The 14,612-nt window shown below is 55.2% G+C and carries 10 protein-coding genes; 7 read left to right on the top strand and 3 right to left on the bottom strand.

All coding sequences use genetic code 11. The annotated features are described in order from the left end of the window. The first annotated feature begins 31 nt into the window (after positions 1–31). Positions 32–1,876: a glycoside hydrolase family 127 protein gene (locus BCM02_RS10740; protein WP_148929065.1), complete on the top strand. Its 1,845-nt coding sequence runs from the start codon at positions 32–34 to the stop codon at positions 1,874–1,876. Positions 1,877–1,977: 101 nt separating this feature from the next. On the opposite strand, the gene BCM02_RS10735 is transcribed toward BCM02_RS10740, so the two are convergent. From BCM02_RS10735 to BCM02_RS10725, 3 genes are all read right to left on the bottom strand, one after another. Next, positions 1,978–2,796: a carbohydrate ABC transporter permease gene (locus BCM02_RS10735; RefSeq protein WP_148929064.1), complete on the bottom strand. Its 819-nt coding sequence runs from the start codon at positions 2,794–2,796 to the stop codon at positions 1,978–1,980. Beyond that, the gene (locus tag BCM02_RS10730) at positions 2,797–3,708 is read right to left on the bottom strand and encodes a carbohydrate ABC transporter permease (RefSeq protein WP_148929063.1); all 912 of its coding nucleotides are present in this window, start codon (positions 3,706–3,708) and stop codon (positions 2,797–2,799) included. Positions 3,709–3,798: 90 nt separating this feature from the next. Then, a complete protein-coding gene (locus tag BCM02_RS10725; protein ID WP_148929062.1) occupies positions 3,799–5,172 on the bottom strand; it encodes an ABC transporter substrate-binding protein in 1,374 nt (457 codons plus the stop codon). Between the two features lie 378 nt (positions 5,173–5,550). On the opposite strand from BCM02_RS10725, the gene BCM02_RS10720 reads away from it, so the two are divergent. From BCM02_RS10720 to BCM02_RS10695, 6 genes are all read left to right on the top strand, one after another. Then, a complete protein-coding gene (locus tag BCM02_RS10720; protein ID WP_148929061.1) occupies positions 5,551–7,095 on the top strand; it encodes a helix-turn-helix domain-containing protein in 1,545 nt (514 codons plus the stop codon). Then, positions 7,092–8,849, top strand: a complete 1,758-nt coding sequence (locus BCM02_RS10715; protein WP_148929060.1) for a sensor histidine kinase — start codon at positions 7,092–7,094, stop codon at positions 8,847–8,849. Before BCM02_RS10720 ends, BCM02_RS10715 begins: the two co-directional genes overlap by 4 nt. Positions 8,850–9,091: 242 nt before the next feature. Then, positions 9,092–9,991: a LysR family transcriptional regulator gene (locus BCM02_RS10710; RefSeq protein WP_148929059.1), complete on the top strand. Its 900-nt coding sequence runs from the start codon at positions 9,092–9,094 to the stop codon at positions 9,989–9,991. Further along, a complete protein-coding gene (locus tag BCM02_RS10705; RefSeq protein WP_148929058.1) occupies positions 9,976–10,851 on the top strand; it encodes a LysR family transcriptional regulator in 876 nt (291 codons plus the stop codon). Before BCM02_RS10710 ends, BCM02_RS10705 begins: the two co-directional genes overlap by 16 nt. 189 nt (positions 10,852–11,040) lie before the next feature. Next, the gene (locus tag BCM02_RS10700; RefSeq protein ID WP_148929245.1) at positions 11,041–12,690 is read left to right on the top strand and encodes an extracellular solute-binding protein; all 1,650 of its coding nucleotides are present in this window, start codon (positions 11,041–11,043) and stop codon (positions 12,688–12,690) included. Positions 12,691–12,725: 35 nt separating this feature from the next. Continuing rightward, positions 12,726–14,612, top strand: a complete 1,887-nt coding sequence (locus tag BCM02_RS10695; RefSeq protein WP_148929057.1) for a sensor histidine kinase — start codon at positions 12,726–12,728, stop codon at positions 14,610–14,612.

Raw genomic sequence — 14,612 nt, 5'->3', positions numbered from 1 at the left:
AAAATATTAGGATTGGCGGAGGCTAGCGACCATGGAGAACAATCTAAACCATCGCGTATTGAACTGGACGCCTGTTCCCTTTAACAAGGTAAACGTTACGGACGATTTCTGGCTGCCGCGGATTGCGACCTTGAAGAACGTGACGATTCCAGCTTGCTTGACACAATGCGAGAAGACCGGTCGAATCTCGAATTTTGCCCGAGCCGGCGGATTAGAGACCGGACAACATCAAGGCATGTACTATGACGATTCAGACGTGTATAAAGTACTCGAAGGCGCCGCCTATACGTTGATGCACGAGCGGGATCCTATCCTGGAAAAGGAGATCGACCGCATCATCGGACTTATTGCCGCCGCGCAAGAGACGGACGGTTATCTGTCGACCTATTACACTTTAGCATCGCCGGATTTTAAGTGGACGGATATGGAAAAGCATGAAATGTATAACGGCGGACATCTCATCGAAGCGGCCGTCGCTTATTATGAAGCAACCGGCAAACGGGAGATGCTCGGCGTCGCCTGCAAGCTTGCCGATCATTACCTCTCGATGTTTGGGCCGAGCAAGCGCCACTGGGTAGAAGGACATCAGGGAATCGAGCTGGCGTTGGTCAAGCTTTATCACATCACCGGTGAAGCGAAATACGTATCATTTGCGCAATGGCTATTGGAGGAGCGGGGGCATGGACATGGTTCCGGCGCCATATGGGATAAAGAAGATTGGGGTCCGGCTTATTGCCAAGACGATGTTCCGGTGAAAGACATCGAGAAGGTGACCGGACATGCCGTACGCGCCATGTACCTTTATGCGGGTATGGCCGATGTTGCGCGCGCAACCGGCGAAGAGGGGTATCTCGATGCTTTGCTCCGCGTGTGGGCGCATACCGTGGAACGCAATATGTACGTGACGGGAGGGATCGGACCCTCGCGGCATAATGAAGGATTCACGGCGGACTACGACCTGCCCAATGATACCGCTTACTGCGAGACTTGCGCGTCGATCGGCATGGCATTGTGGAATCACAGGATGAACCTGCTCTTTGGCGATGCCAAGTATGCCGACATTGTCGAGCAAGAGTTGTATAATGGCGTTTTGGCTGGCATATCGTTGTCCGGCGATCGGTTCTTCTATGTCAATCCGCTCGCTTCGGAAGGGAACCATCATCGGGTGGAATGGTTCCACACGTCATGCTGCCCCACGAATCTAGCCCGCTTCCTGCCATCGATCGGCGGTTATCAGTTTGCGGTTACGGATAAGGGGATCGTATGCAATCAATACGTCGCGGGCAAAGCCGACCTTCAGCTGTCCGACGGGTTCGCCGTTCAGATCGAGTCCGCCGCGGACTACCCCTGGGAGGGGAACATCCGCTTGAAGCTCCGTCCGCAGCGAGAACGGATATTTCCGCTGCTGCTTCGCATTCCCGGCTGGTGCCGCGGATTTCAAGTATGCGTGAACGGGGATCGTATCCATCCGGACGCTTATCGGTTGGAGAAGGGCTACCTAGTGCTGGAGCGGAATTGGGGAGTAGGCGATGCCGTGGAGCTTCGCCTGGAGGAACCCGTTCAGTTGGTTCGTGCAAAAGCGGAGGTAGAGTCCGATCGCGGACGATTCGCCGTTCGGCGGGGGCCCATTCTGTACTGCTTGGAACAAGCGGATAATCCGATCCTGAAGTATGACGATTATGCGATGCCAGCCGATATGACATGGTCCATTGCGCCGGGGAGCGACAGCCTTGAAGGCGCATACCTATTGACGGCTCACGATCGAAGAGGACATACATTCCGACTGATTCCCTACTATGCTTGGGATAATCGAAGTCCAGGATTCATGCAGGTGTGGGTGAAGGAATTAGAATCCGGCGCGCTTTATAAGCAATAACGATTATCGTGCCGGAAGAAGGCTGACGAGATTTCTCGCCAGCCTGATCGTCATGCCGTCCTGGTATGGTTTGCCGGCGTTCTTCTTCAGCTAAGCCCGGCCTATCCTTTGACCGACCCGGCCGTGAGGCCCCGAATGAAGCTTTTCGAGCCGAGCGCGAATAGGACGAGCACGGGCAGGGTGCCCAACGACAGGCCAAGAATTTGCGCCGCGAGGTCGGTTCGGTATGCGGAGCCCAACGTCGTGATGCCCAGCGGGATCGTATACATCTCCGGCTTGTTAATCATGATGAGCGGCAGCAGGTAGTTATTCCAAGACCAGAGAAAGACGAGCAACGACAGCGTCGTCACCGCGGGGAAAATAAACGCCAGCACGATCCGGAAGAAGATCCCGAGATCCGAACAGCCGTCGATGCGCGCGCTCTCGATGACCTCCGCCGGTACCGCGCCGCGGATGAACTGCGTCATCCAGTATACGCCGAACGCGTTCGCCACCCAGGGAAGGATAAGCGGCATCAGCGAACCCGACAGGTTGAGGTAGCGCATCTCGATGACATAGGCGACAAGGCCGAGCTGTCCCGGAATCATCATCGTGAGCAGGACGGCCGCGAAAATGTTGGACTTGAACCGGAATTCGTACTTCGCGAAGGCGAATCCGGCGAACGCGCTGACGAACACCGACAGCACCGTGCTGATCGCCGAGACGACGATACTGTTCCAATAGGCCAGATCGAAGCGGCTTGCCGCGACCGTCTTCAGATTCTCCATCACATAGTCGCCCGGTAGGAGCACGATTTGGGTGAAGAGGTCCTCGTTCCGGTACGTGCCCATCACGACCATAATGTAAAAGGGCAGCAGCGCGATGACGGATAGCAGCGCGATCCCGGTCGTGGCGATAACCGTGCGCGTAGACGTACTCATTTACGTCTCCTCCTTGTAAAACTTGGTGCCGATAAACGAAAACGCCGCAATAATGACGCACAGCCCGTAGGCGATCGCCGATCCGAGACCGTAGCGGGTCGTGCTGCCGAAGGCCGTGTCATACATGTTCCAGACGGTCGTCAGGCAACAGCGCTCCGGTCCGCCGATGACCGCGGACGACGAGCCCATGCCCGCGCCGCCGAGCAGCAGCATCGGTTCTTCGAGCAGCTGGAAGCCGCCGATAATGCCCGTGATGGCGACGAATGTCGTTACCGGCCGAAGCAGCGGCAGCGTTATCGTCCAGAACGCTTTCATGCCGGTCGCTCCGTCGACGGCCGCCGCCTCGTGCAAATCCTTGGAGATGTTCGCAAGCCCCGCCAGGTAAAAGATCATCGTGTAGCCGAATCCCTTCCAGAACAGCATCAGCACGATGACGACGCGCGCGTAGAGCGGCTCGCCGAGCCAGTAGATGCCTTCGTCGATGAAGCCGAATTCGAGCAGCACCTTGTTGACGAAACCGGCCTGCCAATCGAACAGCAGGTTGAACATGAGGCCGACCGCGACCGGCGTGACGATGTAGGGCAGGAAGTTGATAAGCTGGAAGAAGGCTTTCCACTTCACGAACTTGCTGTACAGCAGCGCGGCGATCGCCAAGCCGAACGCCATCTGCAGCGGCAGCGACACGGCTACGAACAGCAGCGTGTTGCCGACGGATTGAAAGAAATACGAATCGGGATTGAACAAGAACGCATAGTTGTCCAGCCCGACGAATGTTTTGGGGCCGATCCCGTCCCAGCTCGTCAGACTCACGTAGAACGAGAACAGGATCGGAATCAGACCGAAGGCTGCATAGAAGAGCATATACGGCGACAGAAACAGGTAGGGCACCCATCTTCGCTTCGCGGCATTCATCCATCCCACTCCGATCGTTCGTTAATCAAGCAAGGCGCGACGAGCGGCCGCCTGGCCGCTCCCGGCGTCTCTTGCGCATCCGGCAAGGCGTTATTCGAACGCGATATCCGGCGCTTTCGCTTTCAGCTCTTTTTGGATCCGGTCCATGGCCTCTCCAGCGCCGAAATTTTTGTCCTTCGCGAGCGTCTGCAGCACGATGTTCATCGCTTCGTCCAGTACCTGGTCATTCACGTTCTCGGCCACGTCGGTCGTGACCGCGGAGATGTCGACGAAGAACTTCTCCCCGATATCTTGGCTGCCGAAGTTCGCCCACGTCCAATTCGAGAACTCGGAATCCTGGTACGCCTCCTTGAAGTGGGTGAAGACGCCGTCTTTCTTCTGCGCTTCCGCGCCTGCCTGCGTCATCGAGGTGAATTCGATCCATTTCCATGCCAGTTCGGCGTTCTTCGCGCCTTTCGGAATGCCGTGCGACGAGCCGCCGCGGATGTAGCCGCCCTCGGGAGCGACCATGAGCGCCCACCGGTCAGGCTTCTTGTCGTTCGGTCCGATGACATACTGCGGCATCCAGACCGGGCTCGGCGTAAACAGGTATTTGCTGCCGCCGAACGAGGCGTTCCAGGCCGGCGTCCATTGGTCGAGCTTGTCGACGATGCCCGCGTCGCGGAACTGGACAAGCCTTGTCACCACCTGCTGCAGCTGCGGGACGTTCAGCTTGTTGCCGTCGAAGTACGACGCGTCCCGTTGGCCCTTCAGAATATCGTATACGCCGCCGAGGCTCGGGAACATCATGACCTTGCCGCCGCTCTTATCCAGCACTTCCTTGCCCTTCTCGATGAATACGTCCCAGTCCGTCAGAAGCGCTTCCATCTCCTCGGGGTTGTCCGTCCCCAAGTATTCCTTCGCGAGCGGTTTGATGTAGGCAAGACCGGCAACGCTCATGTCGTCCGGAATCGCGACCAAGCGGTCGTTCATGGCGAATACCGGAGCGTCATAATCGAACAGCAGGCTGCGGTCCGCCTTATAAGGCTCGGCTTCCAGATCTTCGAGAATATCCATATTGAAAATTTTGGCCTTCTGGCCGCGCTCGATTCGAATCGCGTCCGGCAGCTCGCCGCCCGAGGCGATGGTAGTCTGCAGCTTCTGCGGCACGTCCGCCGCTTCAACCTGCACCCGCTTGATTTTGATGCCCGGATACTTCTCGTTGAACGCCGCAAGCGCCGTAGGATGCTCCGGCTCCCAAGTCCAGAGCACAAACTCCCCGGACAGCTCGGTAGTCCCGCCGGCTTCCGTCCCGCCGTTGTTCGCTCCTTCAGTCTTGGGCGCGTTCGCCTTCGCGTCGCCGCCGTTTCCTCCGTTGTTGGCGTCGTTGCCGCCGGTGTTGCCCGCGCATGCAGCTAACATGCCAGCCAGCATGATGACGGTTACGCCAAGTCCGAACCTTTTGCCCCATTTCGAATTCCGCATCCCCAATCCTCCCCATCGGTTTCTGGTTACGCTTACAGCATACTGGAATCTTAATGAAAGCGTAAACATAGCAAACCTGCACTTTTGGTCGATATCCTGCACTTTGCTTCAACGGCCGCAAGCGCGTACGGTATAATTAATCTACGTGACACGGGAGGGGCCTATAGTTGACAGGCTGATGACTTAGGATTGCATTCAAAACCCACTGAAGCATTGTCCGACAGGACAAAAGCGTGCACCGCTCAAGCCAACCCGCCGACCGCGAACAATCGTGACTGTACGAAGAAGGGAGTCCAGAGGGCGAAGCCCTTTGGTTCCCCTCAGCGGAGGGGGAAGGGGGAGGGAGCAATAAAATGACGGGAGGGGGAGGGGAAACAGATGAAAGTCGTTTTGGTAGATGACGAGCGTATTGCGCTGGATCATATGCGAACACTGATTCCGTGGGAAGAGATCGGCTATGAGATCGCGGCGGCGGCGACGAACGGACGCAGCGCGCTGCGGCTTTGCGAAGAGCATCGGCCCCAGATTATGATCGTCGACATCCGAATGCCGGTCATGGACGGTCTCGAACTGATCCACGCGGTGGCCGAGCGAGACTGGGGCGTCAAATTCATCGTGATGAGCGCTTACGAGGATTTCAATTACGCCCGGCAGGCGATCGCGCTCGGCTGCGTCTCGAGCTACCTCGTCAAGCACGAGGTGGACCGCGACAAGCTCGTACGGGAGCTTGCCAAAGCGAAATTGGCTTGGCAGCTCGACGAGCGGCAGCGGAAGTTCGCCCGCTCCGAACAGCTGAAGGAAGCGTTCCTCCGCGGGGCGCATCGCGAACCGGTCGGGAGGCCGCCGCTGTGCGTGCTGCTCGCGCAGGCCGATGCGCCGTTCGAGCCCATTCCGACCGGCTCGGCGCTGCGCGATCCCGAAAGGACGAACGGGTGGATGGAAGCGTTCGAGCAGATGGAGGAGCCGGCCGACTGGAAGCGAATCGGACAATTCTCGCACGGGGCCGGCCGGTTGGTTGCCTTGTTCGAACAGCGCGTCCGGGGCGACGCGTTACGGCGAGATACGTTCCGCTCGTTCGCCTCGTCGCTGCAGCGCACGCTGCAAGGGCGGCCGAACCATACCGTCTCGTTCTACTACGCGTTCGAATCCGACGATGCGGCGAATCTGCCCGAAGCGATGCGCAAACTGGAATACGCCGCGCGGCACGCCGTGTTCGCCGGCCGGGGCGCGCTGGTCTGCGCGAACGATCTGCCTTTGCCGGACGGGACGTCGGCCGCTGGCGGGAACGCGCGCAACCGGTGGCTGGACGAGTCGGCATTCTGCTTGAAGCGAGATGATCACGGCGGTTTTGTAACCGCTGTCGCGAAATGGTTCGACGGCCTTGCTCAACCGGTATGGGATCTAACCGGCCTGTACGAAGCGGTCGGCGCGCTGACCGCGTTGTATCGCGAGCGGTTGGCGGCGGCGGGGCTGCCGGAAGCCGATCCGCTCGATCCGCGGACGGCCGACTCCCCGTACGACGCGGGCGATATTCGCGATCGGCTCATTCGGGCGTTCGGCGAGCTGCGCGAGCGGGGAACGGCGGCCTTCAACAGGTTGTCGCCCAAGCTGCTGCAAGCGCTGCGCTACCTCCATGCGCATTACCAGAACGACGTCGGGATCGAAGAAGTCGCGGAGGCGGCGGGTATCAGCGTGAGGTATATGCACGAACTGTTCAAGCGCGAGCTGGGCCGGACGTTTCTCGACTATTTGACCGAATACCGCGTCAACCAGGCCAAGCTGATCCTCATGCGCGAAGACGCCAAGATGGCGGATGTATCCGCGCGCGTCGGCTACCGCTCGCCCCAGCATTTCAGCCAGGTGTTCAAGCGGCTGACCGGCGTGCTCCCCCATCAGTTCCGCGCGGCGGAGCGGGCTCGATGACCAGACTGCGCACCGTCATTCTCCGGCGTATCGTGATCGTCGCCGCCGTCAGCTTCTTCCTGTCGGCAGCCTTTACATATTACTACTATAACCATATCCTGATCGGCCAGATGATGCAGGAGGACAAAGCGAAGCTGAGCCAGACCGTCCGCCAGCTCGATTACATGTCCGATGACATCTCGAAGTTCACGTTTACGCTTATCATTGCCGAGCGCCTGCAAGCGTTCTACAAGACCTATGATCGACTCGACACGTTCGATCAGTTCAAGGCGCTGCAGGACACGTTCACGTTCGTGGACGGCTACAAGGGGCTGCGCAAGGAAGTAACCAGCTACGCGCTCGTGCTCCCGGACGGGCGCGCGTTCTGGAACGCGGCCGGCAACGACGACTATTTCGGCGAACGCTTGAAGGAGCCGTGGTATTCGAATTTCATCCGCTCCGGCGCCGAGTTCGGCTTCACGCAGCCCCACCGGATGTTTGCGGACCAAACGCCCTTATCCGAGACGACCATCATCAGCTATGTGGTGACGGTGCGCGATATCGAGAAGCCGGGTCGGACGATCGGGCGTTTCATCGTGAACCTGGACTACAGCCACTTTCAGTCGGTGCTCGATTACAGCCCATTCGGCAACCTCGCTTGGCTCAGCGAATCCGGGGGCGAACTGTACGCCAAGCCCAGCCGAGGCGAACCGACGGCGGTCGATCTCGCGCATGGGCTGGAGAACGCCGCCGAGAAGGAGGGCGAATTCCGCGTGAACAACGGTTATCTGCTCGTCGACCGGTTCGAGACGACCGACTGGCGGCTGGCCACGTTCATCTCGCAATCGTCGCTGTTCGACAGGGCCAAGATCGTCTTGTACCTGCTGGGGTTCTTCACCTTGGTGAGCACCTCGCTCATCCTGGCGCTCATGATGCCGGCTATATTCCGCATCACCAGGCCGATCATGAGACTGTATCTTGCCATGAACGCCGTATCGAGCGGCAACCTGCAGACGTCCGTGCAGATTAATACCGGGGACGAATTGGAGAAGCTGGGCAACGGGTTCAATCGAATGACAAGCCAGTTGCGCGCGCATATCGAAGAATCGATTCGGCACGAGAAAGACAAGCGCGAACTCGAAATGGAGCTGCTGCTGTCGCAGATGAATCCGCATTTTGTGTATAACACGCTGAATGCGGTCATCTACATGGCCCAAAAGCAAGGCAACGCGGACATCGTCCGCATGGTCTCCGCTTTCATTCGCGTGCTTCAGGACGCCGTGAAGTTGGGCGGCGATCATACGCTCGTCCCGTTGAGCGACGAAGTCGCGTTGTTGCGCGACTACATCGACATTCAATCGTACCGGTACGCCGATATGTTCCGAGTGGAGTGGGCGCTGGATGCGGAGACGCTCCCTTGTCTCGTGCCGCGCATACTCATTCAGCCGTTCGTCGAGAATGCCATTTTTCACGGCATATGTCCCAAAGACGAGCCGGGCACGATTCGGATAGCCGCGTCGGAGGCCAACGGCGCGCTGCTAATCCGGATCGAGGACGATGGAGTCGGCATCGACCCGGAGCGACTGCTTACGATCTGGGAACAGCGCGAGAAAACGAGCAGCCCCGGATTAAGACACATCGGCCTCGGCAATACGAAGAAGCGGCTGGAGCATTTATTCGGAAGCCAGGCGTCCGTACGGATCGAGAGTGCGACCGATCGAGGGACTTGCGTCTGGATCCGGCTTCCTAAGCAGAGCGGCAGCAAAATAAGTTGAATGTGAAGGCCATACATTGGTACGACTGTGGGTATCCGCTGGCGACAAGCGCAGAGGTGCCCTTTTTTTGGCTTGGTTCGGCGCTTAAAGTGCGGCGTGGATGCCTCGTCGGTAGAACCGATTTACGGATGTTTAGGCTCCCAACCGCGCCAACCCTAAAATCCAGCAACCTTCACCTGAAATCCAGCGGATATATTCCACGACAGGTTCCTTCTTATAATGTTTATAAGGGGGGATGCACCGTGGAATTGCGACAACTTGAATATTTTATTCAAATTTGCAAATCAGGCAGCTTCACCAAAGCGAAAGAAGAATTAGGCGTGACGCAGCCTACGCTTAGTCAACAAATTCGGGTATTGGAGGATGAGTATAATATTCCATTGTTCGATCGGGTAAGCAGGGGAGTTGAAGTAACGGAAGCGGGTAAAATTCTATTAAGTAAAGGCCACGCGATCATGAATCTTCTAGAAGAAGCGCGAAATGAGATCGACGGCCGCAACCGAAAAGCGCAAGAAACCGTATCGATCGGATGCTGCCCGGCCGAACTTGAATATCTGGCGCCTTACTTGATGGGATTTCACCAAAAGCACCCGAATATTTCATTGAAAATTACCGATACGGAGGATGCCGCGAATCAGGTTGCGGAACAGAAGGTGGACGTTGGCGTCACGGCTTATCCGGTTTCGGACGCTTCGGTCATTTCGACTCATTTGTATCGACAAGAGATGGCGCTATTGGTTCATGCCGAACATCCTTGGGCCGGTAAATCTTCGATCCCGTTTCGAGCGTTGAAGCAACTGAATTCGATTATGTTCCGGCAACAAAACCATTCCTTGCTTGATATGTATGGTTTATCTTGCGGGTTTACGTTGAAGTCGATCATCGAGACGTCCTCCGCTTCCGTATTGATTCACGGGGTTCGTCATGGGCTTGGAGCAGCGCTTATCCCAACCTCGTTGCTCGAAAACCTAGGAGACGACTCGTTGCGGATCGTGAAACTAGCGGGACACGCGCCTTGTTGGGACATCTCGCTTGTCTATCTTCATTCGGTTGCGATGAGACCCGCCGCACGCGTATTTATTCAAGAGATGGATGCCTATGTAAGAGAAGACGAGGTGAATCTATCTTGTTCAGGCAGTTAGAATGTTTTATTCAAATTTGCAGAGAAGGCAGCTTTACGAAGGCTGCGGAAGTGCTCATGGTTTCTCAACCTACGTTAAGCCAACAGATCCGCTTTCTAGAGGCTGAGGTTGGAACCTCGCTATTCGAGCGAGTCGGCAGAGGGGTAAAGGTTACGGCCGACGGGGAAATCCTATACGACAAAGCGCTTTCCGTGATGAGGCTCATCGAGGAGTCAAAGAAAGAAACGTACGAGTTGCGCCATGCGCGGGTGAATAAACTTTCGATCGGGATTTCGCCGATGGACTTTTTTTGTTTAACGCCTCAATTTACGAAATTTCATGAACAATATCCTGACATTGCGTTAACATTTGCTAGCGCAGAGAATAGTTCGCAACAGGTAGCGGATAGCAGCATCGATATCGGTTTTACCGACCAGTATGACCCGAACAAAGAAGTTCATATGCTGCACCTGTACAAGGAAGAACTAGCGTTGGTCGTGTATGCGGATCATCCATGGGCGGATCGAACCGTTATTTCTTTTCAGGAGCTAGAAGATTTAGAATCTTCCTTATTTGTCGGGGACAAAAGTTTAATCGAGCATCTTCAACCATCGGGCGCTAGAATCGCCAAAACGTTGCAATCCAAGTTCGAGTCGACGTCCACGGCTATTCTTCTTTCGATGGTCCTCCAAAAGATGGGTGTGGCTATTTTGCCTGCTTCTTCCATCGAAATCTTATCTGGCCCGCAATTGAAAATAATTCGCCTCGTAAATCCGACGCCTGTTCGGAAGATGAACCTTATCTTTAGAAGGCATCATTATCAAAATCCATCTGTTCAGAAATGCATCGATTTTTTTCTCGAACAGATGCCTTCGTCTTGACTCGATTTCGTTCGCGATGATGTGCATGAGACGCTCTTTCCCAATATCAAGCAGGTCTATTAACCTACTAATGAGAGCTCTTTCATTTGCTTGCAATAACCTTTATACTAGCACTAAATTTAGTGCGCAGACGAAGGGGAGCTGTAAGTGGGTAAAAGGGGTAAATCAGCCATGTTGTTGCTAGCGCTGATGATGTGTTCGACGGTAGCGGCTTGTTCCGGGAACGTCGGCATATCTAGCAATGGCAGTGCTGAGAATCGGTTGAACGTCGAAGCCAATCCGAAGGAGTCGCAAGCGGTGCTTTCTCCGGATGAGCCGGCATGGAAGCAGGACACGACGCCGATTACGTTTGACTGGTATATCAATTTCGACTGGTTCACCGGCAAGTGGGGAGGCAACGTCGTCTCCGATTATATAACGAAGAAGACCGGAGTCAGCTTGAACTTTATCGTGCCTGCCGGCGACGCCGGCGAGAAGCTGAACACGATGATCACGGCAAGGTCGCTCCCGGACTTCATCACAATAGCCTCGTACGAGGATGCCGTCCAGAAGATAATCAAAGGCGGCATGGCGCTTCCGTTAAACGAGCTGGCGGACCAGTACGATCCTTATTTCTTTAAAGTCGCCGATCCCGCGAAGCTTGGCTGGTACTCCCAGGCGGACGGCAATGTATACGGCTACCCGAATGCCTCTTCGTCCCCTGCGGACTATCGAAAATACGGTCGGCTTTTCACGTCCAATCAAACCTTTGTCGTTCGCAAAGACATGTATGAAGCGCTGGGGAGACCGGATATGAGCACGCCGGAAGGGTTTCTCGGCGCGCTGAAAGCCGCGAAGGCGAAGTTTCCGGAAGTAGACGGCCAGCCGCTCATTCCGATCGGCCTGCATGAATTTACGGAAACCGGCAACTATTCGCTTGACTCGTATCTACAGAATTTCCTGGCGATTCCGCAGCAGAAAGACGGCAAACTGTATGATCGTCGAAGCGATCCCGCCTATCTGAAGTGGCTGAAAGTGTTCCGCCAAGCGAATGAGGACGGGCTGATGCCGACCGATGTCTATATCGATGAGAAACGACTGGAGAAGGATGAAAAAATATCGCAAGGCCGCTATTTTGCCATGCTGTATCAGTGGTCCGATTTCACCGAGATTAACCAAGCGTTATATCGCAAGGATCCGAATAAAGCGTATATCGCGATTGATGGTCCGGCGAATGATGCGCATGATGCGCCGACGCTTGCGGGAAACGGCGTCTCCGGTTGGACGGTGACGCTCATCTCGAAGAACGTCAAGGACAAGAAGCGGGCGATTGCCTTCCTCAGCTATTTGCTCAGCGAAGAGGGGAACAAGGATCTGTTCTTGGGCGAGAAGGGCGTGACGTACGATACGATAGATGGTCAAGATCAGCTCTTGCCGGAGGTCAGGGATCTGCTCAATACCGACCGCCAAGCGTTCGATCGGCAATATGGCGGTTCTTATATGTACTGGATGCTCATGGATACGAACATGAATCTAGCCTGGATGACGGGGATGGAAGCCGAACCGGCCAAACAGATCAAGAATTGGACGAGGGGCAAGACGATCAGCATGACCGAGTTCGAGAATCTCGATCCGGACCCGACGACGAAGGAAGGCATTGCGCAAGGCGAGAACACGAGGCTCTGGGCCGAGACGCTGCCGAAGCTGCTGATGGCGGAGTCGGATGCCGAATTTGATCGGCTGTTCGCCGAATTCATGAGAACGATTACGGAGAATCCCGAGTACGAAGCGATCGAAGCCAGCCGCCAAGCAGCCTATGAACGAAATGTAGAGAAGCTGCAATCGTCGCTCAATCAATAGATCTATAGTGGAAGCAGCAGGATGTGAGTCAGGAGATGGGACGCGAGTTATATCGCTGGTTATTGAGGATACGCGCATTTACGTTCAATCTTTCGCTTCAAGTCAAACTGATTCTGTCATTCGTGTTCGTGATCTTCATACCGGTTGTTCTATTCTCTTGGTATACGCTCAACGAAGAGTCCGCCAAGGCCATGAAAGAATTGATGAAGAACAACGAGAATGTGCTTGAAGTCGAGAAGATCAACATTGCGAATAACGTAGAGCTGATGGGATGGACCGCGCAGCTTGCGTTATCCAATCGAGAGATGAACAAATATTTGCAAATCGAACAAACGCAAAACGCGGCGTATGTGCTGCATATTAAGAAAGACGTGGTCAACAACTTTCAATATTTTCTGTTCAATAATCCGCGAATTGCGAATGTCCGGTTGTTCACGGACAATCTGGTCGTGAACGAAATTTGGCCGGTCATCCTGCAGGAATCTCGTATACAAGACAAGCCTTGGCATGATGACGTAATGAAACAGAACGGCATGCCGTGGTGGGCGATCCAGGAGAACGTTGTCCTCACCGGTCTGCCATCCGAGCCATCGCCGAACGAGCCCTACATGACGTACTTGCAAGAATTCAAATATCCGGACAACGCCACGCATAACGGGATTCTCGAAATCTCGATGAAACTATCGAATTTCTTCTCGCAGACGTTCAGCGCCGTGCAGGACACGAACTCCCAATTGATCGTAGTCGCCAGAAGCGAACAGGTATTCAGCTTAAAGGATTCACCCGTGTTCGAGCGTCACAGCGCGGAGGAATTGGTGAACGGCGTGAGGCTGACGCGTAACCCCGATATCGAGACGGTACGGTTCAACGTGAACGGGCAGTCCTACTTGGCCTTTCAGAGTTACATCCCCTCGATCGACGTTCATCTGGTCAATATGGTTAGTCTTGCGGACACCATGAGAGACATTCATCATTCTAGGGTTCGTTATATCGTTCTCATTTCGTTGCTAGCGGCCTTCCTCGTCCTGCTGTCTTATTCGATGCAAGCGATGATTCTACGCAGGCTGAAGGCGTTAAGAGAATCGATGCAGCAGGTCAGAAGCGGTAACTTCAACGTAGAGCTGCCGCCGATTACCGGTACCGACGAGGTAGGCGAACTAGGCTACCATTACCGCAAGCTCATCCTGAAGATTAACGAGCTTATTCAAGAGCAAGCCGCTAGGCAGGCGGCAGGCAAAGAAGCCGAGCTTCGGGCGCTGAAGAATCAGATCGATTCCCATTTTCTCTACAATACGCTGGAGAACGTCAAGATGCTGGCGGAGATTGAAGGGCAGGACCTGATATCGGAAATCATGACCTCGCTAGGCGGCATGATGAGGTATTCCATGGAATGGAATCAGGATCACGTGATGCTCGGCGATGAGATTCAGCAGGTCCAGGATTATGTAACCATCATGAATATCCGTTATGACGGAAGACTTGATCTTCGATTGTCGATTGCACCGGAATGCCTCAAGCAGGAATCGCTTAAAATGTCGCTGCAGCCCACGGTCGAGAATGCCATCAAGCATGGGATGCGCCGCATGCATTCCAGCGATGGAAATCTCTTCATTATCATCTCTGTCGTCCGGCGTGATCAAGCTTGCGTCATCGAGATTACGGACAGCGGCTGCGGCATCCCGGAAGAGAAACTAAGGGTATTGAATCGCATGCTGCGCATGGAAGAGTCCGCTTACCAGCATGCCCGGCAATTATTCGTTCGCAACGATACCCAAGACAGCAACGGAATCGGCCTGCGTAATGTGGATCAACGCTTAGTGATGAGCTATGGGGTGGAATACGGGATTCGAATCGAGAGCCAGGAAGGAAGCTATACGCGCGTTATCATGACTTTGCCCTATCGGGTCATGGGAGGAGAGTAG

Source organism: Paenibacillus methanolicus, from assembly GCF_008124765.1.
Lineage (GTDB): Bacteria > Bacillota > Bacilli > Paenibacillales > Paenibacillaceae > Paenibacillus_Z > Paenibacillus_Z methanolicus.
Note: the sequence above shows the minus strand (reverse complement) of the source record. Positions and strands in the feature narration are given on the sequence as shown.

Excerpts from the sequence above, each read along its gene's own strand:
- BCM02_RS10700 (WP_148929245.1), top strand. The coding sequence starts at position 11,041 with ATGATGTGTTCGACGGTAGCGGCTTGTTCCGGGAACGTCGGCATATCT.
- BCM02_RS10695 (WP_148929057.1), top strand. The coding sequence starts at position 12,726 with ATGGGACGCGAGTTATATCGCTGGTTATTGAGGATACGCGCATTTACG.
- BCM02_RS10725 (WP_148929062.1), bottom strand. The coding sequence starts at position 5,172 with ATGCGGAATTCGAAATGGGGCAAAAGGTTCGGACTTGGCGTAACCGTC.
- BCM02_RS10715 (WP_148929060.1), top strand. The coding sequence starts at position 7,092 with ATGACCAGACTGCGCACCGTCATTCTCCGGCGTATCGTGATCGTCGCC.
- BCM02_RS10735 (WP_148929064.1), bottom strand. The coding sequence starts at position 2,796 with ATGAGTACGTCTACGCGCACGGTTATCGCCACGACCGGGATCGCGCTG.
- BCM02_RS10740 (WP_148929065.1), top strand. The coding sequence starts at position 32 with ATGGAGAACAATCTAAACCATCGCGTATTGAACTGGACGCCTGTTCCC.
- BCM02_RS10730 (WP_148929063.1), bottom strand. The coding sequence starts at position 3,708 with ATGAATGCCGCGAAGCGAAGATGGGTGCCCTACCTGTTTCTGTCGCCG.
- BCM02_RS10720 (WP_148929061.1), top strand. The coding sequence starts at position 5,551 with ATGAAAGTCGTTTTGGTAGATGACGAGCGTATTGCGCTGGATCATATG.